Annotated in this window: 18 protein-coding genes and 5 tRNA genes; 19 read left to right on the top strand and 4 right to left on the bottom strand. The window is 63.4% G+C overall.

Features of this window, described 5'->3' with window-relative positions; all coding sequences use genetic code 11:
- Positions 1 to 13: 13 nt before the first annotated feature.
- Positions 14 to 1,327, bottom strand: coding sequence for a phosphomethylpyrimidine synthase ThiC (gene thiC / locus DMR_RS14980; RefSeq protein WP_015861776.1), 1,314 nt, complete (start codon positions 1,325 to 1,327; stop codon positions 14 to 16).
- A gap of 164 nt (positions 1,328 to 1,491) precedes the next feature.
- On the opposite strand from thiC, the gene rpmE reads away from it, so the two are divergent.
- The 4 genes from rpmE (at position 1,492) to prmC (ending at position 4,987) form a co-directional block, all read left to right on the top strand.
- A complete protein-coding gene (gene rpmE, locus DMR_RS14975) occupies positions 1,492 to 1,707 on the top strand; it encodes a 50S ribosomal protein L31 (protein WP_015861775.1) in 216 nt (71 codons plus the stop codon).
- A gap of 64 nt (positions 1,708 to 1,771) precedes the next feature.
- Entirely contained in the window at positions 1,772 to 2,728 is a 957-nt protein-coding gene (locus tag DMR_RS14970; protein ID WP_015861774.1) for a DUF1385 domain-containing protein, read from the top strand.
- A 163-nt stretch (positions 2,729 to 2,891) separates the two neighbouring features.
- Positions 2,892 to 3,965: a peptide chain release factor 1 gene (prfA, locus tag DMR_RS14965; protein WP_015861773.1), complete on the top strand. Its 1,074-nt coding sequence runs from the start codon at positions 2,892 to 2,894 to the stop codon at positions 3,963 to 3,965.
- Between the two features lie 161 nt (positions 3,966 to 4,126).
- The gene (prmC, locus tag DMR_RS14960) at positions 4,127 to 4,987 is read left to right on the top strand and encodes a peptide chain release factor N(5)-glutamine methyltransferase (protein WP_043600797.1); all 861 of its coding nucleotides are present in this window, start codon (positions 4,127 to 4,129) and stop codon (positions 4,985 to 4,987) included.
- Between the two features lie 107 nt (positions 4,988 to 5,094).
- Here the strand turns inward: prmC and DMR_RS14955 are convergent, their stop codons facing one another.
- The gene (locus DMR_RS14955) at positions 5,095 to 6,306 is read right to left on the bottom strand and encodes a TolB family protein (RefSeq protein WP_015861771.1); all 1,212 of its coding nucleotides are present in this window, start codon (positions 6,304 to 6,306) and stop codon (positions 5,095 to 5,097) included.
- Between the two features lie 10 nt (positions 6,307 to 6,316).
- Positions 6,317 to 8,146 (bottom strand): ATP-dependent zinc metalloprotease FtsH, encoded by a 1,830-nt coding sequence (gene ftsH, locus DMR_RS14950; protein WP_043600795.1) that lies wholly within the window; start codon positions 8,144 to 8,146, stop codon positions 6,317 to 6,319.
- A gap of 261 nt (positions 8,147 to 8,407) precedes the next feature.
- Here ftsH and DMR_RS14945 point away from each other — a divergent pair.
- The 15 genes from DMR_RS14945 to rpoC all read left to right on the top strand — a co-directional run bounded on the left by DMR_RS14945 (position 8,408) and on the right by rpoC (position 22,241).
- A tRNA-Thr gene (locus tag DMR_RS14945) sits at positions 8,408 to 8,483 on the top strand.
- Between the two features lie 6 nt (positions 8,484 to 8,489).
- Positions 8,490 to 8,575: transfer RNA gene (locus DMR_RS14940), tRNA-Tyr, on the top strand.
- Between the two features lie 60 nt (positions 8,576 to 8,635).
- Positions 8,636 to 8,712, top strand: a tRNA-Gly gene (locus DMR_RS14935).
- A 29-nt stretch (positions 8,713 to 8,741) separates the two neighbouring features.
- Positions 8,742 to 8,817 (top strand) — tRNA-Thr (locus DMR_RS14930).
- Between the two features lie 50 nt (positions 8,818 to 8,867).
- Positions 8,868 to 10,061: an elongation factor Tu gene (gene tuf, locus DMR_RS14925; RefSeq protein ID WP_015859931.1), complete on the top strand. Its 1,194-nt coding sequence runs from the start codon at positions 8,868 to 8,870 to the stop codon at positions 10,059 to 10,061.
- A 3-nt stretch (positions 10,062 to 10,064) separates the two neighbouring features.
- A complete protein-coding gene (gene rpmG / locus DMR_RS14920; protein ID WP_006919831.1) occupies positions 10,065 to 10,214 on the top strand; it encodes a 50S ribosomal protein L33 in 150 nt (49 codons plus the stop codon).
- Positions 10,215 to 10,232: 18 nt separating this feature from the next.
- Positions 10,233 to 10,308: transfer RNA gene (locus DMR_RS14915), tRNA-Trp, on the top strand.
- 21 nt (positions 10,309 to 10,329) lie between these two features.
- The gene (secE, locus tag DMR_RS14910; protein ID WP_015861769.1) at positions 10,330 to 10,629 is read left to right on the top strand and encodes a preprotein translocase subunit SecE; all 300 of its coding nucleotides are present in this window, start codon (positions 10,330 to 10,332) and stop codon (positions 10,627 to 10,629) included.
- 14 nt (positions 10,630 to 10,643) lie between these two features.
- Positions 10,644 to 11,207 carry a transcription termination/antitermination protein NusG gene (gene nusG, locus DMR_RS14905; protein ID WP_015861768.1) on the top strand — a complete coding sequence of 188 codons (564 nt, stop codon included), beginning with the start codon at positions 10,644 to 10,646 and terminating at the stop codon, positions 11,205 to 11,207.
- Positions 11,208 to 11,237: 30 nt separating this feature from the next.
- A complete protein-coding gene (gene rplK, locus DMR_RS14900) occupies positions 11,238 to 11,660 on the top strand; it encodes a 50S ribosomal protein L11 (RefSeq protein ID WP_006919827.1) in 423 nt (140 codons plus the stop codon).
- Between the two features lie 29 nt (positions 11,661 to 11,689).
- A complete protein-coding gene (gene rplA / locus DMR_RS14895; protein WP_015861767.1) occupies positions 11,690 to 12,397 on the top strand; it encodes a 50S ribosomal protein L1 in 708 nt (235 codons plus the stop codon).
- 195 nt (positions 12,398 to 12,592) lie between these two features.
- Positions 12,593 to 13,114: a 50S ribosomal protein L10 gene (rplJ, locus tag DMR_RS14890; protein ID WP_043600792.1), complete on the top strand. Its 522-nt coding sequence runs from the start codon at positions 12,593 to 12,595 to the stop codon at positions 13,112 to 13,114.
- 42 nt (positions 13,115 to 13,156) lie between these two features.
- Positions 13,157 to 13,546, top strand: coding sequence for a 50S ribosomal protein L7/L12 (gene rplL, locus DMR_RS14885; protein ID WP_006919824.1), 390 nt, complete (start codon positions 13,157 to 13,159; stop codon positions 13,544 to 13,546).
- 225 nt (positions 13,547 to 13,771) lie between these two features.
- Positions 13,772 to 17,881, top strand: coding sequence for a DNA-directed RNA polymerase subunit beta (rpoB, locus tag DMR_RS14880; protein WP_015861765.1), 4,110 nt, complete (start codon positions 13,772 to 13,774; stop codon positions 17,879 to 17,881).
- A gap of 193 nt (positions 17,882 to 18,074) precedes the next feature.
- Positions 18,075 to 22,241, top strand: a complete 4,167-nt coding sequence (gene rpoC / locus DMR_RS14875; RefSeq protein ID WP_015861764.1) for a DNA-directed RNA polymerase subunit beta' — start codon at positions 18,075 to 18,077, stop codon at positions 22,239 to 22,241.
- 133 nt (positions 22,242 to 22,374) lie between these two features.
- Here rpoC and DMR_RS14870 read toward each other — a convergent pair whose 3' ends face one another.
- Positions 22,375 to 23,238 carry a GGDEF domain-containing protein gene (locus DMR_RS14870; RefSeq protein WP_148208453.1) on the bottom strand — a complete coding sequence of 288 codons (864 nt, stop codon included), beginning with the start codon at positions 23,236 to 23,238 and terminating at the stop codon, positions 22,375 to 22,377.
- Positions 23,239 to 23,449: the final 211 nt, after the last annotated feature.

The raw sequence follows: 23,449 nt of genomic DNA, 5'->3' as shown, positions 1-23,449 counted from the left end.
GGTTGCCGTCGGATTATTTCGTCTTGGTCTCACCCGTCGTGGGGCACTCGAAGGCGTCGGTGTTCATCATGCGCATGGCGCACATGGCCCCGCACATGGCGCATTCCTTTTCCTGGCTGTGCTTGGCCCGCCGGGCGCGCACCATGTCCGGGTCCAGCGACAGTTCGGTCATGGCTTCCCAGTCGAGGTCGGCCCGGGCCTGGCTCATGGCCAGGTCGCGGCCGGCGGCGTGGGGGCGGCCCAGGGCGGTTTCGGCGCTCTGGGCCGCGATGAGGCTGGCCTTGATGCCGGCCCGCACGTCCTCGACATTGGGCAGCGTCAGGTGTTCGGCCGGGGTCAGGTAGCACAGGAAATCCGCGCCGAAGTAGGCGGCCAGCGCCCCGCCGATGGCACCGGCGATGTGGTCGTAGCCCGGCGCGCAGTCGGTGGTTAGCGGGCCAAGGACATAGAGCGGCGCGCCGTGGGTGAGCCGTTTGATGCCCTGGATCTGGCCTTGGACGAGGTGCAAGGGCACATGCCCGGGGCCTTCGATCATGGTTTGCACGCCGCGTTCCATGGCCCGCACGGCCAGTCGGCCGAGATTGATGACCTCTTCCCACTGGGCTCCGTCGCCGGCGTCGGCCCCGCAGCCGGGCCGCAGGCCGTCGCCCAGGCTGATGGTGACGTTGTGGGCCAGACAGATGTCGAGAATGTCGTCGTAGTGCGTCAAAAAGGGGTTTTCCTCGCCGTGACGCCGCATCCAGCGGCCCAGGATGGAGCCGCCGCGCGACACGATGCCGGTGACCCGGCCGCCTTCGGAAGCCAGTTCCACGCCCCGACGGGTGATGCCGCAGTGCAGGGTCATGAAGTCCACGCCTTGTTCGGCCTGCCGGGCGATTTCGGCCAGGATCTCGGCCACGGTGAAGTCGCTGGGGTCGCCGCCCTTGGCGATGTGGCGCTGGGCCACGCCATACAGGGGCACGGTGCCCAGCGGCAGGTCGGTGGCGGCCAGGATGTCGCCGCGAATGGCGTGCAGGTCGCCGGCCGTGGACAGGTCCATAAGCGCGTGGGCTCCGGCGGTCTTGCACAGCCGGACCTTATCCATTTCCATGGCCACGTCGGTGACGAACATGGAGGTGCCGATGTTGGCGTTGACCTTGACCTTGGCCGGCTGGCCGATAATGGTCGGGGTGACGTCCTTGTGGGCCGGGTTGGCCAGGATGACCATGGTTCCGGCGGCGACTCCCGCCTCGATGGTTTCCGGGGACAGGCCTTCGGCGGCGGCGAGCTGGCTGGAATGGGCGCGGAAAATAGCGGCGAGCTGGGTGTTTTTGCTGAAGATGGACATGCTGCTTCCTTGTCGCAGGTGGAGTTGGGGAGTTGTCTACCACGGCGGGCGGCAAAGTCCAAGCCGGTCGGTTTGAAATCATGTGCCACGAAGGGCTTGCCAAGGGCATAAAAAGGCGTTAGTTCATCTCGCTTTCCCGGAAGGGACATTCAAGGAGTCGAGCCATGAAGAAAGATATCCATCCCAAGACGTTCAAGGCCACCATCCGCTGCCACTGCGGTTTCGAAGCCCAGGCCCTGTCCACCAAGGGCGAGCTGGTCCAGGTCGAAGTCTGCTCCAACTGCCATCCGTTTTTCACTGGCAAGCAGCGCTTCCTCGACACCGCCGGCCGCATCGACCGCTTCCGGAAAAAGTACGCCAATTTCGAGAAAAAGGCCTAGTGCGGCCTATGCCCGAGACCGTCGGGCGGACCACCCGCCCGGCGGCCCCTTGCGGACCCCGGCCATGAAACGTTTGCTGCGTCTTTTGCCGCTTCTCGTCGCTTCGCCCACCGTTGGCGGCCAGGCTGTCATGGAGGGAGTCATGATGCGCGACCGGGAGCGGCTGGCTATCGCCGTGCGCAAGCCCGGCGGCGACATCCTGCTCGATGTGCGCCCCTGGTTCTCGCTGACCGCCTCCAAGTGGCTCAAAAAGCCGCTGTTGCGCGGTTTTCCGGTGCTTCTGGAGACGTTGGTCAACGGCATCAAGGCGCTCAATTATTCGGCCCAGGTCGCTCTTGAGGACGAAGAAGACGGCGTGGAGATGGGGCCGTGGGCCATGGGGTTGACCCTGGCCGCCTCCATCGGCTTCGCCTTGCTGCTTTTCGTCGTCACACCCCACCTGTTTTCGCTGGGGATGCGCGGCATGGGCCTTTCCGGCGGCGTGGAGGACTTAAGCTTCCACGTCTGGGACGGGCTTTTCAAGATGCTCCTGTTCCTGGGCTACGTGGCGGCCATCTCCTATCTGCCGGACATCCGTCGGGTGTTTCAGTACCACGGGGCCGAACACAAGGTCATCTGGGCCTATGAGCAGGGCGCGCCGCTGACCCCCGAAGGCGCGCGGGGCTTTTCCCGCCTGCATCCGCGTTGCGGCACAGCCTTCCTGCTTTTCGTCCTGGCCATCTCCATTGTGCTTTACGCCTTTCTCGTGCCCTGGCTCATGACGTTTTACGTGCCGGACAACAGTGTGCTCAAGCAGGCCTATATCGTGGTCATGAAGCTTGTGCTCATGGTTCCGGTCAGCGCCCTGGCCTACGAGGTCATCAAACTGGCCGGCAAGTTCCACACGAACATCGTCTGCCGCCTGATCTCGGCCCCCGGGCTTTTCATGCAGATGCTCACCACCAAGGAACCCGACGACGCCCAGATCGAGGTGGCCCTGGCCGCCCTGGACGGCGCGGTGGCCGAGCGTCCCGTCGCCTGATAGCGCGGCGGCCGCGTCCCCGGACCGAGCGTCGCCCCTCGGGCGAAACCACGAACGCCTTTATTGCGAATCGTATTAAACACCACCGCTTTGGCGCGCGACGCCCGGTCGGACTCTGCGCGAGACGACCGTCGCCCCAAACGCCCCGCCCCGGAGAAGCCCCATGTTCGCCAAGCTCGAAAGCCTCGAACGCAAGTACGAGGATCTGGAACGCCAACTGTCCGCGCCCGACGTCGTCTCCGACCAGGAGCGCTTCCGTAAGCTGTCCAAGACCCACTCCGACCTCAGCGATGTGGTGGCCGCCTTCCGGGAGTACAAAAAGATCGCCCAGGACCTGGAAGACAACCAGGAAATGGCCCAGGACCCCGATCCCGAGATCCGCGAGCTGGCCCAGGCCGAGACCAAGGCCCTCAAGGAAGCCCAGGTCGAACTGGAAGCCCGGCTCAAGGTGCTGCTTTTGCCCAAGGATCCCATGGATGAAAAAAACATCCTGCTGGAAATCCGGGCCGGCACCGGCGGCGACGAAGCGGCCCTTTTCGCCGGCGACCTCTTCCGCATGTACACCCGCTACGCCGAGACCAAGCGCTGGAAGGTCGAGATCATGAGCCAGTCCGAGACCGGCTCCGGGGGCTTCAAGGAAGTCATCGCCTCCATCTCCGGCGACAAGGTCTACAGCCGCCTCAAATACGAATCCGGCGCCCACCGTGTCCAGCGCGTGCCGGCCACCGAATCCCAGGGCCGTATCCACACCTCGGCCGTTACCGTGGCCATCATGCCCGAAGCCGAGGAAGTCGATGTCGCCATCGACCCCAACGAGCTGCGCATCGACGTCTACCGCTCCAGCGGTCCCGGCGGCCAGAGCGTCAACACCACCGACTCGGCCGTGCGCGTCACCCACATCCCCTCCGGGCTGGTGGTCATCTGCCAGGACGAAAAGTCCCAGCACAAAAACAAGGCCAAGGCCCTCAAGGTTCTGCGCTCTCGCCTGCTCCAGGTCGAACAGGACAAGCAACGGGCCGAACAGGAAGCCGCCCGCCGCTCCCAGGTCGGCACCGGCGACCGCTCGGAACGCATCCGCACCTACAACTTTCCCCAAGGCCGCGTCACCGACCACCGCATCAACCTGACGCTCTACCGCCTCGACGCCGTCCTGGAAGGCGACCTCGACGAACTGTGCGGCGCGCTCATCGGCCACTACCAGGCCGAGGCCCTGAAGGCGCAGGCGGATGCTGCGTAAAAGGGGAAGAGAGAAGAGTGCCTCCGGCGGCCAAAGGGGCTGAGCCCCTTTGGAAACCCCACCCGGGGAGCTGGGGGCGTAGCCGTGTTCTCAGGGGCGCGCGTACCTGGGCTGTTGTGAGCGGCCCGGGCACGCGCGCCCCGGCGCATTGGAGGGAGAAGATGGCGAAAGCGCCCACGGTTCGCGAGATCCTGGCCAAGAGCGAAGCCTTTTTCGAGGGCCGGGGCCTGGACAGTCCCAGGCTCTCGGCCCAGCTCCTGTTGTCCCAGGCCCTGGGCCTGGACCGCCTCGGCCTCATTCTGGCCATGGACCGGCCCCTGACCCCGGAAGAACTCGACCTCGTGCGTCCCCTGGTCGCCCGCCGGGGCAAGGGCGAACCCGTCGCCTACATCCTGGGCGAGCGCGAATTCTACGGCCTGGATTTCGCCGTCACCCCGGCCACGCTCATCCCGCGCCCGGAGACGGAGCTCATCATCGACCGGTCGCTGGAACTGTTCCCGGCCGGCGAGCTGACGTCGTTTGCCGACCTCGGAACCGGCTCGGGCTGTCTGGCCGTGACCCTGGCCGTGCGTTTTCCCGGCGCGACGGGCCTGGCCCTGGACCTGAGCCCCGAGGCCCTGGCCGTGGCCCGGCAAAACGCCGTCCGGCATCAGGTGGCCCAACGCCTGACCTTTTTTGAAGCCGACTTCGCCGATCTGCCGGCCCATGGCGAGGGCTACGGGCTGGTCGTGTCCAATCCGCCCTACGTCAGCGCCGCTGAATACCGGGAGTGCTCCCGCGAAGTGCGGGAGTTTGAGCCGTCCAGCGCCCTGACCCCGGGCGAGACAGGGCTTGAGGCCGTGCCCACGGTGGCCCGGGCCGCCTTGTCGCGACTGGCCCCGGGCGGGACGCTGCTGGTCGAGATCGGCTGGAAGCAGGGACCGGCCGCCGCCGCCTTCCTGGCCGAGGCAGGATTTACCGACGTCGTCGTGCGCCGCGATCTGGCCGGCCTGGAGCGGGTGGTGGAGGGGCGAAAGCCGTAATTCCGGCCCGTTTGCCTCGGCCTCACCCTGGACATTATTGACGCGCGGCCGCGTAGCGTCCTCGTCGCTCGGCGACGGTCAAGCCCGGCGCGGACAGGGCCGCGACGCTACGGCCGCGTCCCCACGCTCGGCGCGAATCCCTTCCCCAATTCCGTCAGCCCCGTGCCGTCCGCGTTCATGCGGTAGAGGTGGTGCGTCCCGTTGGCGGGCTTTTCCGGCAGGCCCGAAAAATAGATGCGCTGGCCGTCCGGCGTCCAGGTCGGGGTGACCGCGACAAGGTCCCGGGGCGTGAGGCGATAGCTCGTGGCGCTGCCCAGGTCGCACAGAAACAGTGCGCTGCCGGAGTCATTGAGCCAGCGCTCCATGGCCGGCGAGGGGTTGACGTCGCTTGCGGCCAGCACCAGCGTGTCGTTTGTCGGACTTGGCAGATACTTGTCGCCGCTGGAATCCAGGGTTGGGTCGAGAAAGGCCGAAATCGGCGTCTGGCGCAGCACACGGCCGCCCGCATCAACCAGGCGCAACTGGTTGGCCTCGCCCTCGTAGACGAAAAACGCCAACGTCTTGCCGTCTGCGCCGAATCCGTCGAACGCCGTGGTGACGGGCAACCAGGCAACGACCACGGCTGGTTTGGCCTCGGGCGCGGCGAGGTTCACGCTTTCGATGCGGTCGCGCGGGTTTCCAGGGACGCGGCGGTCATCGACACGCCAGGCCAGCATCAGGCCCTGGGGCGAAAAATGGATTTCGCGCACGGCCTGCGGCGTGGTCGGAAACCGACGGGGCTTGGCCTTGCCCGTCAGATCGACCACGGTCACGCCGCCTTCCGCCTCTGGGCAATACGCCAAAAGCGTCCCGTCGGCCGACACGGCCGGGCTGGCCCCCTTGGCCACGCGCCGGGGCTTGGCCGCGCTTGCCCGCACCATGATCCACGGCTCGTCCTCGTAGGCTACGATGTCCCGCTCGGCCAGGGCCGGGTCGCCCGGGGCCGGGGCCCAGGCCGGACGGTGCGCCTGGGTCTTGCCGGGCTGCGCGGCCAGGGCCGCCAGAGGCAGGCGGTACAGGCGGCCCGGGAAATTCGGTTGTCGGGGATCGGGCCGGGCCACCGTCGCCCAGCCGTCCTTGACCTCCAGCACAAAGACCGAATCGCCGACGGCCAGGGCCGGCGCGCGCTGTTTCCGCCCGTCCGCGAGACGCGCTTGGGCGGCGTCGGTCACGGTCATGTACGGATCGCCGTTGACGTGAAGCGACTGGGCCGGCCCCAGGGTCGGCACGAGGAGCAAAGCGGCCAGCAATGCCGCGCACATCGAAGGCGGGACCGTCATGACAGCACTCCTAAGCGGCGGCAGTGGGGGGCGCGTCGCCCAAAAGCGCCTTGAATTCGGTTTCGTCGAGCACTTCACGCTCCAACAATTCGCCGGCCACCCGGTCGAGCACCGCCATGTGGCCGGTGAGGAGCGCCGTCACCCGCTCGTAGGCGGTTTCCAGGATGGTTTTGACCTCGGCGTCCACCCGGGCTGCCGTGGCTTCGGAATATTCCCGCCCGGCCAGGCCGCTCTGGTCGGCCGAGAGAAACACCGGCCGGTTTTGGCGCGGGTAGGTGGCCTGGCCCAGGGTTTGCCCCATGCCGTATTCCGTGACCATGGCCATGGCGATGTCGGTTGCCCGTTGCAGGTCGTTGTGCGCGCCCGTGGACACGTCGCCGAAAACGAGCCGTTCGGCCGCCCGACCGCCGAGAAGTACGTCGATTTTGCCGAGCAGCTCGGTCTGGGTCATGAGGTAGCGGTCCTCGGTGGGCAATTGTTGGGTCCAGCCCAGGGCCCCGATGCCGCGCGGCACGATGGAGATTTTATGGACCGCATCGGCCCCGGGGGTGAAGGTGGCCACGATGGCGTGGCCGGCCTCGTGGTAGGCCACCACCTTTTTTTCCTGGGGATTGATCACCCGGTTCTTTTTTTCCAGCCCGCCCATGATGCGGTCCACGGCTTCTTCCAGGTCGTCCATGCCCACGGCGTCTTTGTCCTTGCGGGCGGCGAGCAGGGCGGCCTCGTTGATGGCGTTGGCCAGATCGGCCCCGGAAAAGCCCGGGGTCTTGCGGGCAATGATGGAAAGATCGACCTCCGGGGCCAGGGCCACCTTTTTGGCGTGGACGCGAAGGATCTGCTCACGGCCGATGACGTCCGGCCGATCCACAAGCACTTGCCGGTCGAAGCGTCCGGCCCGCAACAGGGCCGGATCCAGGGTCTCGGGCCGGTTGGTGGCTGCCATGATGATGACCCCGACCCGGGGATCGAAGCCGTCCATCTCGACAAGCAGCTGATTGAGGGTCTGTTCCCGCTCGTCGTGGCCGCCGACGATGGCCCCGGAGCGGGATTTGCCGATGGCGTCGAGCTCGTCGATGAAGATGATGCACGGGGCCTTCTCCTTGGCCTGGACAAAGAGTTCGCGCACCCGGGCCGCCCCCACGCCCACGAACATCTCCACGAATTCCGAGCCGGAGATGGAAAAAAACGGGACTTGCGCCTCGCCAGCCACGGCCCGGGCCAGCAACGTTTTGCCCGTGCCCGGCGGGCCGACCAAGAGCACTCCCTTGGGCATCTGGCCGCCCAGTCGCTGGAAGCGCTCCGGGGTTTTGAGATAATCGACGATCTCTTCCAGTTCGGTCTTGGCCTCGTCGCAGCCGGCTACGTCGGAAAACCGCGTCTCGATGTCCTTTTCGGCGTAGACCCGGGCCTTGTTCTTGCCAAAAGCCATGACGCCCTGGCCGGGGTTGAGGCGTTGCATCATGAAGTACCAGATGCCGAAAAAGAGCAGGATGGGAACGATCCAGGACAGGATGTCGCGCAGGAAGGTGGATTCGGGTTGGGCCCGGAAGACCACGTTGTGCTTGGCCAGTTCGTTGGAGAGGTCGGTGTCCACCCGGCGGGTGACGAATTCCTGGGTGGCGTCGTTTTCGCCGTCCTTGCCCGTGGCCTTCATGGCCCCGGCGATGACGTCGCCGGTGATGGAAACCTCGGTGATGTCGCCGGCTTGCAAACGAGTGAGGAATTCTGAGTAGGGCAGATTCTTGGGGCCGTAGCTGGTGACGATGAGGTTGTTAAGCAGCAGCACGCCCCAGATGGCGATGAGCACGTACCACAGGGAGAATCGATGGTGTTTTTCCATATTTTTCATGAAGCGCTCGAAGGTGAGAGGTGGGAATGGGCGGTATTTGGTCTGAATATAGGGGAGGAGGGTGCTTGTGACAATGTTGGCGTGGGGGAGGGAAAAGAAAAATGTGGGAAATGCAAAAAAAGCCTTGCCAAGGGTCCGGGTTGGGTCTAATAACTCTGCTTCGCGTCTGGGTGAAACCACACGCGGCGATCTGGTGACAAAAAAAGGCTTGACCGCAACGACGAGTTTCGCTAGTTACCCGCTTCTCGGTTGGCTGGCGTAGCTCAACTGGCAGAGCAGCTGATTTGTAATCAGCAGGTTGCGGGTTCGAGTCCCATCGCCAGCTCCAAGGTTCGGAGGGGTTCCCGAGTGGCCAAAGGGAACAGACTGTAAATCTGTCGGCGTATGCCTTCGGAGGTTCAAATCCTCCCCCCTCCACCATATAGCGCGAATGCAGTAGGAGACAGGTAGAGCCTGTCGCATGAACTACATGTGACATACGCGGGAATAGCTCAATTGGCTAGAGCATCAGCCTTCCAAGCTGAGGGTTGCGAGTTCGAGTCTCGTTTCCCGCTCCAAAGCCGCCCGTGTCCTACCGCTAGACGAAGCCCACGTAGCTCAGTCGGCAGAGCACTTCCTTGGTAAGGAAGAGGTCGCCGGTTCGAATCCGGCCGTGGGCTCCATATCTTCGACCACTAAAAATCCTGAAGAGCACCAGCTGCAGGGGGATGACATGGGCAAGGCGAAATTTGAACGCAACAAGCCGCACGTCAATATCGGCACCATCGGTCACATCGACCACGGCAAGACCACGCTGACCGCCGCCATCACGCGCCTGGCCAGCCTCAAGGGCAATGGCGAGTACATTCCCTTCGACCAGATCGACAAGGCCCCCGAAGAAAAAGAGCGCGGCATCACCATCGCCACGGCCCACGTCGAATACCAGACCGACAAGCGCCACTACGCCCACGTCGACTGCCCCGGTCACGCCGACTACATCAAGAACATGATCACCGGCGCGGCCCAGATGGACGGCGGCATTCTCGTCGTCGCCGCCACCGACGGCCCCATGCCCCAGACCCGTGAGCACATCCTGCTCGCCCGTCAGGTTGGCGTGCCCCAGCTGGTCGTGTTTATGAACAAGGTCGACCTCGTTGACGACCCCGAACTTCTTGAGCTGGTCGAACTGGAAGTGCGCGAACTCCTCTCCAAGTACGGCTTCCCCGGCGACGACATCCCGGTCATCAAGGGCTCGGCCCTCAAAGCCCTGGAAGCCGCCGATGTGAACAGCCCCGAGGCCGCGCCCATCTTCGAGCTGCTCGACGCCTGCGACTCGTTTATCCCCGAGCCCAAGCGCGACATCGACAAGCCGTTCCTCATGCCCATCGAAGACGTGTTCTCCATCTCCGGCCGCGGTACCGTCGTGACCGGTCGTGTCGAGCGCGGCATCGTCACCGTGGGCGACGAAGTGGCCATCATCGGCATCAAGGACACGGTCAAGACGACCTGCACCGGCGTCGAGATGTTCCGCAAGATTCTCGATCAGGGCCAGGCTGGCGACAACGTCGGCGTGCTCCTGCGCGGTATCAAGCGCGACGACGTCGAGCGCGGCCAGGTTCTGGCCAAGCCCGGCTCCATCACGCCGCACCGCAAGTTCAAGGCTGAAGTCTACGTCCTGAACAAGGAAGAAGGCGGCCGCCACACCCCGTTCTTCACCGGCTATCGTCCCCAGTTCTACTTCCGCACCACGGACATCACCGGTGTGGTTACCCTGAACGAGGGCGTTGAAATGGTCATGCCGGGCGACAACGCCACCTTTAACGTGGAACTGATCGCCCCCATCGCCATGGAAAAGGGTCTGCGCTTCGCCATTCGCGAAGGCGGCCGTACCGTTGGCGCGGGCGTCGTTTCCGAGATCGTGGAGTAAGCGATGCGGATCAACGTCCAGCTGCAGTGCACCGAGTGCAAGCGCAAGAACTACGCCACGGAAAAGAACAAGAAGAACACGACCGGCCGTATGGAACTGAAGAAGTATTGTCCTTTCGACCGTAAGCACACGGTCCACAAGGAAACGAAGTAGGTTCCGGTCGTTAAACGCAGGGCAGTAGCTCTAACGGTAGAGCATCGGACTCCAAATCCGAGGGCTGGGGGTTCGAATCCCTCCTGCCCTGCCATTTTCAAGCAAGGCGTAGGTCATGGCCAAAGACAAGACCCAGGCGGCCGACGGCGCGGAAAAGCCCGCCAAGGCCAAGGCCTCTTCCGGCAAGGTCCGGGAAGAGGCCGGCAAGGACGGGGTTTCCCTGACCGGCCGCGTTGATCAGGCCAAGGAATTCTTCGAACAGGCCAAGGGCGAGCTGCGCAAGGTCACTTGGCCCACCCGCGAAGAAACGGTGAAGACCGGGATCGCGGTCCTGGTTTTCAGCGTCGTCATGGCCATCTACCTGGGCGTCGTCGATATGGCCCTTTCCCGGCTCGTCGCGCTCATCCTTTCGTAACGGACACCACTATCATGGCTGAAAACGACGGCGTCGTCGACGAGCAATCCAACGCTCGCTGGTATATCGTCCACACCTACTCGGGCTTCGAGAACCGGGTGGAGCTGACGCTGCGGGAAATGATGCGCACCGGCCAGGATGGCGGCAGCATCAAGGAAGTGGTCGTCCCGACCGAGAAGATCATCGAACTGGTCAAGGGCGAGAAGAAAACGTCCACGCGCAAGTTCTATCCCGGCTACGTCATGGTCAAGATGGCCATGGACGACAATTCCTGGCACCTGGTCCAGTCCATTCCTCGGGTGACCGGCTTTATCGGGGGCAAAAACCAGCCGACCCCCATGCGCGACAGCGAGGCCCAGAAGATCCTCAGCCTGATGGTCAGCCGTCAGGAGCAGCCCCGGCCCAAGTACCACTTTGAGCGGGGAGATGATGTCCGGGTCATCGACGGCCCCTTCGGCGGGTTCAACGGCGTTGTCGAAGACGTCAACTACGACAAGGGCAAGCTTCGCGTTTCGGTCTCCATCTTCGGCCGTCAGACCCCGGTGGAACTCGATTTCGTGCAGGTAAGCAAAAATTAGGGCCTGGCCCTTTTTGTAAGGATAATCGCAATGGCCAAGAAGATCACCGCCAAAGTCAAGCTGCAGCTCCCCGCCGGTTCGGCCAACCCGTCTCCGCCGGTCGGTCCGGCCCTGGGCCAGCATGGCGTCAACATCATGGAGTTCTGCAAGGCGTTCAACGCCAAGACCATGGAGCAGAAGGGCACCATCATTCCGGCGCTGATCACCATCTACGCCGACCGCTCCTTCACCTTCATCACCAAGACTCCCCCGGCGTCCGTGCTTCTGGTCAAGGCCGCCAAGATCGACAAGGGTTCGGGAGAGCCGAACAAGAACAAGGTCGGAAAGGTCACCGCCGCGCAGATCGAAGAGATCGCCAAGCTCAAGATGGTGGACATGACGGCCAAGGATCTGGAAGCCGCTTGCCGCACCATCTCCGGCACCGCCCGCAGCATGGGCATTGAGATCGTCTAACCGGCACGACCGCAAAAGGAATTTCCGCAATGGCCAAGCACGGGAAGAATTATCGCGAGGCGATCAAGGACATCGACCTCACGGCGAAATATGAAGTGAGCGAAGCCATGGCCCTGACCGTTCAGACGGGCAAGGCCAAGTTCGACGAAACCGTCGACGTGGCGCTCAACCTCGGCGTCAACCCCAAGTACTCCGACCAGATGGTGCGCGGCGCGGTGTCGCTGCCCCATGGCCTGGGCAAGACCATCCGCGTGGCCGCTTTCTGCAAAGGCGACAAGGAAACCGAAGCCCGCGAGGCCGGAGCCGACTTCGTCGGCGGCGACGACCTCATTGAAAAGGTGAAAAACGGCTTCCTGGATTTCGACAGCGCCGTGGCCACCCCGGACATGATGGCTTCCGTGGGCAAGATCGGCAAGATCCTCGGCCCCCGCGGCCTCATGCCCAACGCCAAGACCGGCACCGTCTCCTTTGACATCGGCAAGGCCGTGTCCGAACTCAAGGCCGGCAAGGTCGAGTTCAAGGTCGACAAGGCCGGCGTGCTTCATGTGCCCCTGGGCAAGCGGTCCTTTGGCCCCGAGAAGCTGCTCGACAACTTCCGCGCCGTCATCGACGCCGTCATGCGCCTGAAGCCCTCGGCCGCCAAGGGCACCTATCTCCAGGCCATGGCCCTGGCCACCACCATGGGTCCCGGCATCAAGGTGGACACCCAGTCGGTGCGCAAGCTGCTTGAGGGCTAACCGCTTCCGATCCGATAAAGCATGATCCGTCCCGTGCCAGAGGTGCGTCCTCTGGCCGGGACGATTTTTCGATATACAACAGGGCATCGAAGGCGAGTCAAAGACAGCGGGTGGGGACGTTCCCCTTAATTTCCCGCCGAGACCCCGCTTTGGCTCACTTGAAGGCCCGCCAACCCGCATGTGGAGGTAGGTACCGTGCAACGTGCGCAAAAAAACGAGATTATCGAAAAACTGCGCGCAAGGGCGGACCGGGCCGGCATCGTGGTGGTCACCGACTTTCGTGGCATGACGGTGGAGGAGCTGACGGAACTGCGCAGCAAGCTCCGCGCCGCAGGGATCGACTATCAGGTCGTGAAAAACACCCTGGCCCGGCTGGCGGTGAAAAATGGCGTCCATGACGCCCTCAAGGACCATCTCATCGAGAACAACGGCATCGCCTTCGGGTACGAAGACCCCGTCGTCGCCGCCAAGGTCCTTGTGGATTACGCCAAGACCAGCAAGAAGTTCTCTGTCAAGCTCGCCTGTCTCTCCGGAAAGATCATCGACGCCGCCGGCGTCGCCGAGCTTTCCAAGCTGCCGAGCAAGCCGGAACTCCTTGCCATGACCCTTGGCACCATGAACGCCGTGCCCACGAACTTCGTCAGCCTGTTCGCGAACGTCATTCGCGGCGCGCTGTACGCCCTTACGGCCATCAAGGAAAAAAAGGAAGCGGCCTAAAGCCTGCTTCCGCCAAAGCGAACCTTTTAGGAGGAACATTCCATGTCCGAGATCACCAAAGAGCAAGTTGTCGATTTCATTGCCAATATGACCGTCCTTGAGCTCTCCCAGTTCATCAAGGAGCTCGAAGAGAAGTTCGGCGTTTCCGCCGCCGCCCCGGCCATGGGCATGATGATGGCCGCTCCGGCCGCTGGCGAAGCCGCTCCGGCCGAGGAAGAGAAGACCGAGTTCGACGTCATCCTGACCAATGCCGGCGGCAACAAGATCGCCGTCATCAAGGTCGTGCGCGCCCTGACCGGTCTGGGCCTCAAGGAAGCCAAGGCCAAGGTCGACGAGCTGCCTTCCTCCATCAAGGAAGCCGTCTCCAAGGCCGAAGCCGAGGACGCCAAGAAGCAGCTCGAAGAGTCCGGAGCCACCTGCGAAATCAAGTAGCTTGCCGTTTTCGGCCGCTTGTGACTACAAAGAGCGCCCCCTCCGCGAGGGGCGGGGCGCTCTTTTTCCCTTTTTGTGATTTTTCGCTTTCCGCTTCCCCCCTCGGTGGGGTAGACCCGAGGTTCAGGGACAAACCAGGCGCGACGCGCGCTCCGCAAGGCCAATGACAGGCGTCCCGCACGCCACGCATCTTTCCAACGTCGTAGCCCTGCAACAGAGGACACAATGGCCCAGCTGACCAAAAATTTCGGCAAGATCGTCAAAACGCTGACCATTCCCCATCTGCTCAATCTGCAGATCGACTCCTACGAGCTGTTTCTGCAAAAAGATATTCCTCCCACCAGCCGGGAGGACGCGGGACTTGAAGGCGTCTTCCGTTCGGTCTTTCCCATCGAGGACTTCAATCGCACCGCCTCGCTGGAATACGTCAGCTACGAAATCGGCGAACCGAAATACGACGTGCCCGAGTGTATCGCCAAAGGCCTGACCTTCGAGGCGCCCCTGCGCATCAAGGTCCGCCTGGTCGTGTACGACGTGGATGAAGAGACGGAAAACCGCACCATCCGGGACATCAAGGAACAGATCATCTATTTCGGTACCGTGCCGCTTATGACCGAGAAAGGCACGTTTATCATCAACGGCACCGAGCGCGTCATCGTCAACCAGCTCCAGCGCTCCCCGGGCATCATCTTCGAGCACGACTCCGGTAAAAGCCACACCAGCCGCAAGGTCCTCTATTCCTGCCGCATCATCCCCATGCGCGGCTCCTGGCTCGACTTCGACTACGACCACAAGGACATCCTGTACGTGCGCATCGACCGCCGCCGCAAGATGCCCGCCACCATCCTGTTCAAGGCCATGGGCATGTCGCGCGCCGACATCCTGCGCTATTTCTACGAGGTCGAACACTTCACCTTCGAGCCGCATCACGTCTTCCGCCAGGTCCTTCCCGATTTCTACCGCAAGGAGAAGGCCTATTCCGAGATTCGCGACAGCGAGGGCAAGGTCATTGTCGCTGTGGACAAGCCCATCACCAAACGGGCTTGGCGGCTCATGCTCGAAGCCGGCATCGAGAAGGTCGAGGTCGATCCGGCCACGCTGCTGGGGCTGTTCCTGGCCGAGGACCTGGCCGATCCGGCCACCGGCGAAGTGATGGCCGAGGCCGGAGACGAACTCAACGCCGACCTCATCGAGAAGCTCAAGGACGCCGGCATCGTCGAGCTCTCGCTGCTGCACACCCGGGGCGTGGACACCTCGTCGTCCATTCGCGACACGTTGGCCCTCGACAAGACCATCGACACCATCACGGCCCAGGTGGAAATCTACCGCCGCCTGCGTCCGTCCTCGCCGCCGACTCCGGAAATCGCGGCCAACTTCTTTGAGAACCTGTTCCGCAATCCGGACTACTACGACCTGTCCCCGGTGGGCCGCTACAAGATCAATGCGCGCCTCAAGGTGGATCAGCCGCTGGATTTCCGCACCCTGGCCAACGACGACATCCTCAAGGCCGTCAAGCACCTGACATTCCTCAAGGATTCCCACGGTCCGGCCGACGACATCGACCACCTGGGCAACCGCCGGGTGCGTCCCGTGGGCGAGCTGGTCGAGAACCAGTACCGCATCGGGCTTGTGCGCATGGAGCGTGCCATCAAGGAGCGCATGAGCCTTCAGGAAGTGGCCACCCTCATGCCCCACGACCTCATCAACCCCAAGCCCGTGGCCGCGGTCCTCAAGGAATTCTTCGGCACCTCCCAGCTGTCGCAGTTCATGGACCAGACCAACCCGCTCTCGGAAGTCACCCACAAGCGCCGCCTGTCGGCCCTTGGACCGGGCGGCCTCACCCGCGAGCGCGCCGGCTTCGAGGTCCGCGACGTCCACACCTCGCACTACGGCCGCATCTGCCCCATCGAAACGCCGGAAGGCCCGAACATCGGTCTTATCGTGTCCTTGACCACCCACTCCAAGGTCAACGACTTCGGCTTCATCGAGACGCCCTATAAGGTCGTCAAGGACGGCCAGCTCACCGGCGAGACCATCTACCTCGACGCCACCCGCGAAATCGACGAGGTCATCGCCGGCGCCAACGCGCCCCTGGACGAGAACAAGGCCTTCATCAACTCCATGGTCGGCGCGCGCATTCGCGGCGACCAGGTGGTGATCCCGCGCGAGCAGGTCACCTTGATGGATATTTCGCCGAGCCAAATCGTGTCCGTTTCGGCCGCGCTCATCCCGTTCCTTGAACACGACGACGCCAACCGCGCCCTCATGGGTTCGAACATGCAGCGCCAGGCCGTGCCGCTTTTGCGCTGCGAGCAGCCGCTGGTCGGCACCGGCATGGAAGGCGCGGTGGCCAAGGATTCCGGCTCCTGCATCCTGGCCGAGGGCGAGGGCTTCGTCCACTACGCCGACGCCGAGCGCATCATCGTGTGCTACGACGATCCGGCCGTGGGCACGGACACCGGTTCGGCCAAGACCTACGAACTGCTCAAACACCACAAGTCCAACCAGAACACTTGCTTCGGCCAGGTGCCGCGCGTGCTGGTCGGGCAGCGGGTGGTCAAGGGCGACGTCCTGGCCGACGGCCCGGGCATCCGCGACGGCGAACTGGCCCTGGGCAAGAACCTGCTGGTCGCGTTCATGCCCTGGTGCGGCTACAACTACGAAGACTCCATCCTCATTTCCGAAAATGCGGTCAAGGACGACACCTTCACCTCGGTGCACATCGAGGAGTTCGAGGTCGTGGCCCGCGACACCAAGCTCGGACCTGAGGAAATCACCCGCGATATTCCCAACGTCGGCGAGGAGATGCTCAAAGACCTCGACGACTGCGGCATCATCCGCATTGGCGCCCGTGTGGCCCCGGACGACATCCTGGTCGGCAAGATCACGCCCAAGGGCGAGACCCAGCTGACCCCCGAAGAAAAGCTCCTGCGGGCCATCTTCGGCGACAAGGCCCGGGACGTCAAAAACACCTCGCTGAAGGTTCCGCCCGGAATCGAGGGCACGGTCATCGACGTGCGCGTGTTCAACCGCCGCTCCGGCGAGAAGGACGACCGCACCCGCCAGATCGAGGACTTCGAGCTGGCCCGCCTGGACACCAAGGAAGGCCAGCACGCCGCCGCCATCGCCGCCAACGTGCGTCGCCGGCTGTGGCCGGTGGTCTCGGGCAAGACCGTGTTCCAGACCATAAAGGGCGTGAAGAAAGGCGAAGTGCTTCTCGAAGCCAACCACCCCATGACCCAGGAGGTCCTGGAGGCGCTGCCGGTCAAGAAATTGTCCGGGCTTTTTACCTCCAAGGAGACCAACGAGGCCGTGGCCGAGGTGCTGGACGAGTACGACCGCCACATCCAGTTCATCAAGGGCCTCTACGACCAGAAGCGCGAGAAGACCACCGAGGGCGACGATCTGCCGCCTGGCGTCATCAAGATGGTCAAGGTCTACGTGGCGGTGAAGCGCAAGCTCAACGTCGGCGATAAAATGGCCGGCCGCCACGGCAACAAGGGCGTCGTGTCCTGCATCCTGCCCATCGAGGACATGCCCTTTTTCTCCCACGGCCGTCCCGTGGACATCGTGCTCAACCCCCTGGGCGTGCCTTCGCGTATGAACATCGGCCAGATCCTCGAAACCCACCTGGGCTGGGCCGGCATGGAGCTTGGCCGCCAGTTGGCCGAGATGGTCGATTCCGGCAAGGCCATGGAAGGCGTGCGCGACCGGGCCAAGGCGGTCTTCGACACCGAAGAGACCACGGCCCTTATCGACGGCATGTCCGACGACGACCTGCGTGATGCCCTGCGCGCGCTCAAAAACGGCATCGTGGCCAAGACCCCGGTCTTTGACGGCGCCACCGAAGACGAGCTGTGGAGCTGGCTCAAGCTGGCCGGCCTGCCCGAGGACGGCAAGGTCACCCTCTACGACGGCCGCACCGGCGAGGCTTTCCACCGGCCGGTCACCGTGGGGTGCATGTACATCTTAAAGCTCCACCACTTGGTCGACGAGAAGATCCACGCCCGTTCCACTGGCCCGTACTCCCTGGTCACCCAGCAGCCGCTGGGCGGCAAGGCCCAGTTCGGCGGCCAGCGTCTGGGTGAAATGGAAGTCTGGGCCCTGGAAGCCTACGGCGCGTCGTACCTCCTGCAGGAGTTCTTGACCGTCAAGTCCGACGACGTCGGCGGCCGCGTCAAGATGTACGAGAAGATCGTCAAGGGCGACAATTTCCTGGAAGCCGGGTTGCCCGAGTCCTTCAACGTCTTGGTCAAGGAACTCATGTCCCTGGGCCTCGACGTGGACCTCATCCAGGACGAAAAAAAGATCGCTAAGGCTCCGCCGCGGCGCTAGCGGCGCACCCGGGACCCCTGCGCCGGCCGCCTTTGGGATGATCTCCCGAAAGCGGCCTGGCGCGGGGCCGCCCCCTGGTCCGCTCGCCCTCAAACGCCCCGGGCCTTCGACATAAGCTTCACGTCCCAACCAGCCCGCCGGCCATCCGGCGGCGCAGCCGCGGGGAAGTCCTCCCGCCATACGAGGTGACCGTATGTCCCTGGACGAATTGTTCAGCATGCGCGGCATCGGCCAGACCGCCGTGTCCAGCCGTACGCTCAAATCCATTCGCATTTCCATCGCCTCTCCCGAAAAGATCCGGGAATGGTCGTTTGGCGAAGTCAAAAAGCCCGAGACCATCAACTACCGGACCTTCAAACCCGAGCGCGACGGCCTGTTTTGCGCCAAGATCTTCGGACCGGTCAAAGACTACGAGTGCAACTGCGGCAAGTACAAGCGCATGAAGCACCGCGGCATCGTGTGCGAAAAGTGCGGCGTTGAAGTCATCGCCTCCAAGGTCCGCCGCGAGCGCATGGGCCACATCGAACTGGCCGCCCCGGTGGCCCATATCTGGTTTTTGAAGACCCTGCCGTCCAAGATCGGCACCCTGCTCGACATGACCATGGTGGACCTGGAAAAGGTTCTCTATTTCGACTCCTATCTGGTGCTCGACCCTAAGGACACCAACCTCACCAAGTTCCAGGTCATTTCCGAGGAGCAGTACATCCAGGTCATCGACCACTACGGCGGCGAGGACGCTCTGGTCGTGGGCATGGGCGCGGAAGCCGTGCGCGGCCTGCTTGAGGAGATCGATCTGCTGACCCTTCGCGCCGAGCTGCGCGAAGAGTCCATGACCACCAAGTCGCAGACGAAAAAGAAAAAGATCATCAAGCGCCTCAAGGTCGTCGAGGCCTTCATCGAATCGGCCAACAAGCCCGAGTGGATGATCATGGAAGTCATTCCGGTCATCCCGCCCGAGCTGCGCCCCCTGGTCCCCCTGGACGGCGGCCGCTTCGCCACCTCCGATCTCAACGACCTCTACCGCCGCGTGATCAACCGCAACAACCGCCTCAAGCGGCTCATTGAGCTTGGCGCGCCGGACATCATCATCCGCAACGAAAAGCGCATGCTCCAGGAAGCCGTGGACGCGCTTTTTGACAACGGCCGTCGCGGCCGGGCCATCACCGGCACCAACGGCCGGCCGCTCAAGTCCCTGTCCGACATGATCAAGGGCAAGCAGGGCCGTTTCCGTCAGAACCTGCTTGGCAAGCGCGTCGACTACTCCGGCCGTTCGGTCATCGTCGTCGGCCCCCGGCTCAAGCTCCATCAGTGCGGCCTGCCCAAGAAGATGGCCCTGGAGCTTTTCAAGCCCTTCATCTATTCCAAGCTGGAAGAGAAGGGCCTGGCCACCACGATCAAGACGGCCAAGAAGATGGTCGAGCGCGAAGAGCTGGTGGTCTGGGACATCCTCGAAGACGTGGTGCGCGAGTATCCGATTCTTTTAAACCGCGCCCCGACGCTGCACCGCCTGGGCATCCAGGCCTTTGAGCCGACGCTGGTTGAAGGCAAGGCCATCCAGCTGCATCCGCTCGTCTGCTCGGCCTACAACGCCGACTTCGACGGCGACCAGATGGCCGTCCACGTGCCCCTGTCCGTGGAAGCCCAGATCGAATGCCGCGTGCTCATGATGTCCACCAACAACATCCTGTCGCCGGCCAACGGCACGCCCATCATCGTGCCGTCCCAGGACATCGTCCTGGGGCTGTACTACCTCACCATCGAGCGCAGCTTCGCCAAGGGCGAGGGCAAGATCTTCGCCGACACCGGCGAGGTCATCTGCGCCGTGGACGCCGGGGTGGTGAGCCTGCACGCCCGCATCACCTGCCGCATAAACGGCGAGCGGGTCAAAACCACGCCGGGCCGCATCATCGTCGGCGAACTCATGCCCGAGGGCGTGCCCTTCGAGCTGGTCAACACCGTGCTCAACAAGCGCAGCATCGGCAAGCTCGTGGGCGACACCTACCGCATGGCCGGCACCAAGGCCACGGTCATCCTGTGCGACCGCTTAAAAGACCTCGGCTACGAGTACGCCACCCGAGCCGGCGTCTCCATCGGCGTCAAGGATCTGGCCATCCCGTCCACCAAGGCCAAGCTCCTGACCGCCGCCCAGAACGAAGTGGACGACATCGAAGTCCAGTACGGCGAGGGCATCATCACCCGTACCGAGAAATACAACAAGGTCGTCGACGTCTGGACCAAGGCCACCAACGACGTGGCCACGGAAATGATGAAGGAGATCTCCTGGGATACGCTCACCGATGAAGCCTCGGGACGGGTGGAGAAAAACACCTCCAGCAACCCGATCTTCATGATGATCCACTCCGGATCGCGAGGCAACCAGGACCAGATGCGCCAGCTGGCCGGCATGCGCGGCCTCATGGCCAAGCCGTCGGGCGAAATCATCGAGACGCCCATTACCTCGAACTTCCGCGAGGGCCTCTCGGTCGCCCAGTACTTCAACTCCACCCACGGCGCTCGTAAAGGTCTGGCCGACACGGCGCTCAAGACCGCCAACTCCGGTTACCTGACCCGCCGTCTGGTCGACGTCGTCCAGGACGTCATCATCACCGAGATCGATTGCGGCACCGTCGACGGCCTGGAGATCACCCACTACGTCAAGGCCGGCGACATCAAGCAGCGCGTTCACGAGCGCGCCCTGGGCCGGACCTGCATGTTCGACGTCTACGATCCGGTCACCGACGAGGTCATCATCCCGACCAACGCGCTCATTGACGAGCACTACGCCCAGGTCATCGAAGACAAGGGCTTCAGCTCGCTGATGATCCGCTCGACCCTGACCTGCCAGTCCAAACACGGCGTGTGCGCCATGTGCTACGGCCGCGACCTGGCCCGGGGACACCTGGTCAACGTCGGCGAGACCGTGGGCATCATCGCCGCCCAGTCCATCGGCGAGCCGGGCACCCAGCTCACCATGCGCACCTTCCACATCGGCGGCACGGCGGCGCGCGAAATCGCCCAGTCGTCGGTGACGGCCCAGCACAGCGGTCGCATCGTGCTCTCGCGTGTCAAGTCCATCGTCAACCAGCAGGGCCACACCATCATGATGGGCAAGTCCGGCCAGGTGTCGGTGGTCGACGACCAGGGCCGCGAGCGCGAGCGCTACAGCCTGCCGTCCGGCGCGAAACTCTACGCCGTGGCCGGTCAGGAAGTGAAAAAGGACCAGCTGCTGGCCGAATGGGACCCGTTCAACGAACCGTTTGTCACCGACGTCGCCGGCGTGATCAAGTTCACCGACATCGTGGAAGGCAAGACCTACCAGGAGAAGGTGGACGACGCCACCAAGCGCGCCACGCAGACCATCATCGAATACCGCACCACTTCGTACCGTCCGTCGGTCTCCATCGTGGACGAGCGCGGCAATCCCAAGTTCCGACCCGGCACCAACACCCCGGCCATCTTCTCCATGCCCGTGGGCGCGATTCTCATGCTGCGCGACGGCCAGGAGGTCTTCGAAGGCGACATCATCGCCCGTAAGCCCCGCGAATCGTCCAAGACCAAGGACATCGTCGGCGGTCTCCCGCGCGTCGCCGAGCTCTTCGAAGTCCGCAAGCCCAAGGAAATGGCGGTCGTCTCGGAAATTGACGGCCTGGTCTCCTTTGGCCCGGAAACCAAGGGCAAGCGCAAGATCATCGTCACCCCCGAGGCTGGCGATCCCAAGGAATACCTCATCCCGCGCGGCAAGCACGTCACGGTCCAGGAAGGCGACTTCGTGGAGGCCGGCGAACTGCTGACCGAAGGCTACCCGGAATTGCACGATATCCTGAAGATCAAGGGCGAGAAGTTCCTGGCCAAGTACCTTGTGGACGAAATCCAGGACGTGTACCGGTTCCAGGGCGTGGGCATCAACGACAAGCACATCGAAATCATCGTGCGCCAGATGCTGAAAAAGGTCTCCATCCTCGATTCTGGCGAGACCAACTTCCTCATCGGCGAGCAGGTCGACAAGATCCGCTTCATGGAAGAGAACCTCCGGGTCATGGAAGAGGGCCTCAAGCCCGCCATGGCCGAACCGCTGGTGCTCGGCATCACCCAGGCCTCGCTGTCCACGGATTCGTTCATCTCGGCGGCCTCCTTCCAGGAGACCACCAAGGTGCTCACCGAAGCCTCGCTCATGGGCAAGGACGACTCCCTGCGGGGACTTAAGGAAAACGTCATCGTGGGCCGGCTCATCCCGGCCGGCACCGGCTACCGTCGCTACATGGACAGCGAAATCGCCGTGCCGCGCCAGCCCGAGCGCCCCGACCGGTTCCTGGAAGAGCTGGAAGAAAGCCCCATCGTCGGCAGCATCGATCTCGACTAGCCGTTCAGGGCGTCAAACGACAAGCCAGGGGACTCCGAAAGGGGTCCCCTTTTTTACGTTGTCGGCGTCGGTTGTGCCAGGGCGAGAGGAGGAGTCCGCCAGCCAAGTCCGGCGGCCGGCTCGGGCGACGAGGTCAGGCGGCCGGAGCAGGCGGGTAGGTGTGCAGCACGAGGCGGTCCCGGCCGGCCGCCTTTGCCTCGTACATGACGGCGTCGGCGGCGCTCACCATGTCCTCGATGCCGCCTTCGACCACGACGAAAGAGACCGCGCCGATGCTCAGCGTGACCGGCCAACGCCGCTGGTCCATGGCTTCCCGGATCTTGTCGCGCAAGGATTCCAGACGAGTCTGGGCGTCCTGCGCCGTCATACCCGGCATGATGGCCGCGAACTCGTCGCCGCCAAGCCGCGCCAGCAGGTCCTCGTACCGGAAATGGGCCCGCATGGCGGCGGCCACGGTCCGCAGCAGGTCGTCGCCCACGGCGTGGCCCAAGGTGTCGTTGACCTCCTTGAAGCGGTCGAGGTCCATGAAGGCCATGGTGACGGGCAGGTCATGGCGTTTGGCAAAGGTCAGGATGGTCGCGCCCAATTCCAAAAAATAGCGTCGGTTCCACAGCCCGCTGAGCAGGTCCTGGCGCGAGTTGTCCCATTCCTGCTGCAAGGCCCGGCGCAGCCGTTTCATGAGTACGATGACGCAGCCGATGGTCACGGCCCGGGTCGTGGTGTTGCAGACAAGGGGCAAAAGCCCCGACTGGCCGCCGTCCAGGCGGATGTCCGTATACGCCCACTCGGCCAGGCAAAATACGGTGGTGCAAACGCAGGCGATGTTGCCCAGACACCAGGCCGAGACCAGCAAGGGCAATGTATAGAGGCTGTTGAACTCGTAGGCGAAGCCGGTGACGTAGTGGAGGCGGGCGATGAGGTCGATCAGCACGAAGCAGGCGGCGGTCAAAAAACACTTTTGCGTCGTGCTCGGCTGCCAAAGGATATTGGGTGACATACGCATCCAGGGTGTCGCCAGTTTGGGGATTTTTGTTTACGAAGAGCCGATGTCGCCCCAAAGATTGTCCTGTCCGGCATTATGCAATATCCCGATGTTCTCGACAATTGCCATGGAGCTTCACCGGACAAAAAAAATGTATTTTGACCGTCGGTCTGGTAAAGTGGCTTTCCGGTTGCGAAAGGGGCGAGATTGGCGCACAGTAGTGGTG

Source organism: Solidesulfovibrio magneticus RS-1 (assembly GCF_000010665.1).
Classification (GTDB): domain Bacteria; phylum Desulfobacterota; class Desulfovibrionia; order Desulfovibrionales; family Desulfovibrionaceae; genus Solidesulfovibrio; species Solidesulfovibrio magneticus.
This window is presented reverse-complemented; position numbering and strand designations above follow the sequence as displayed.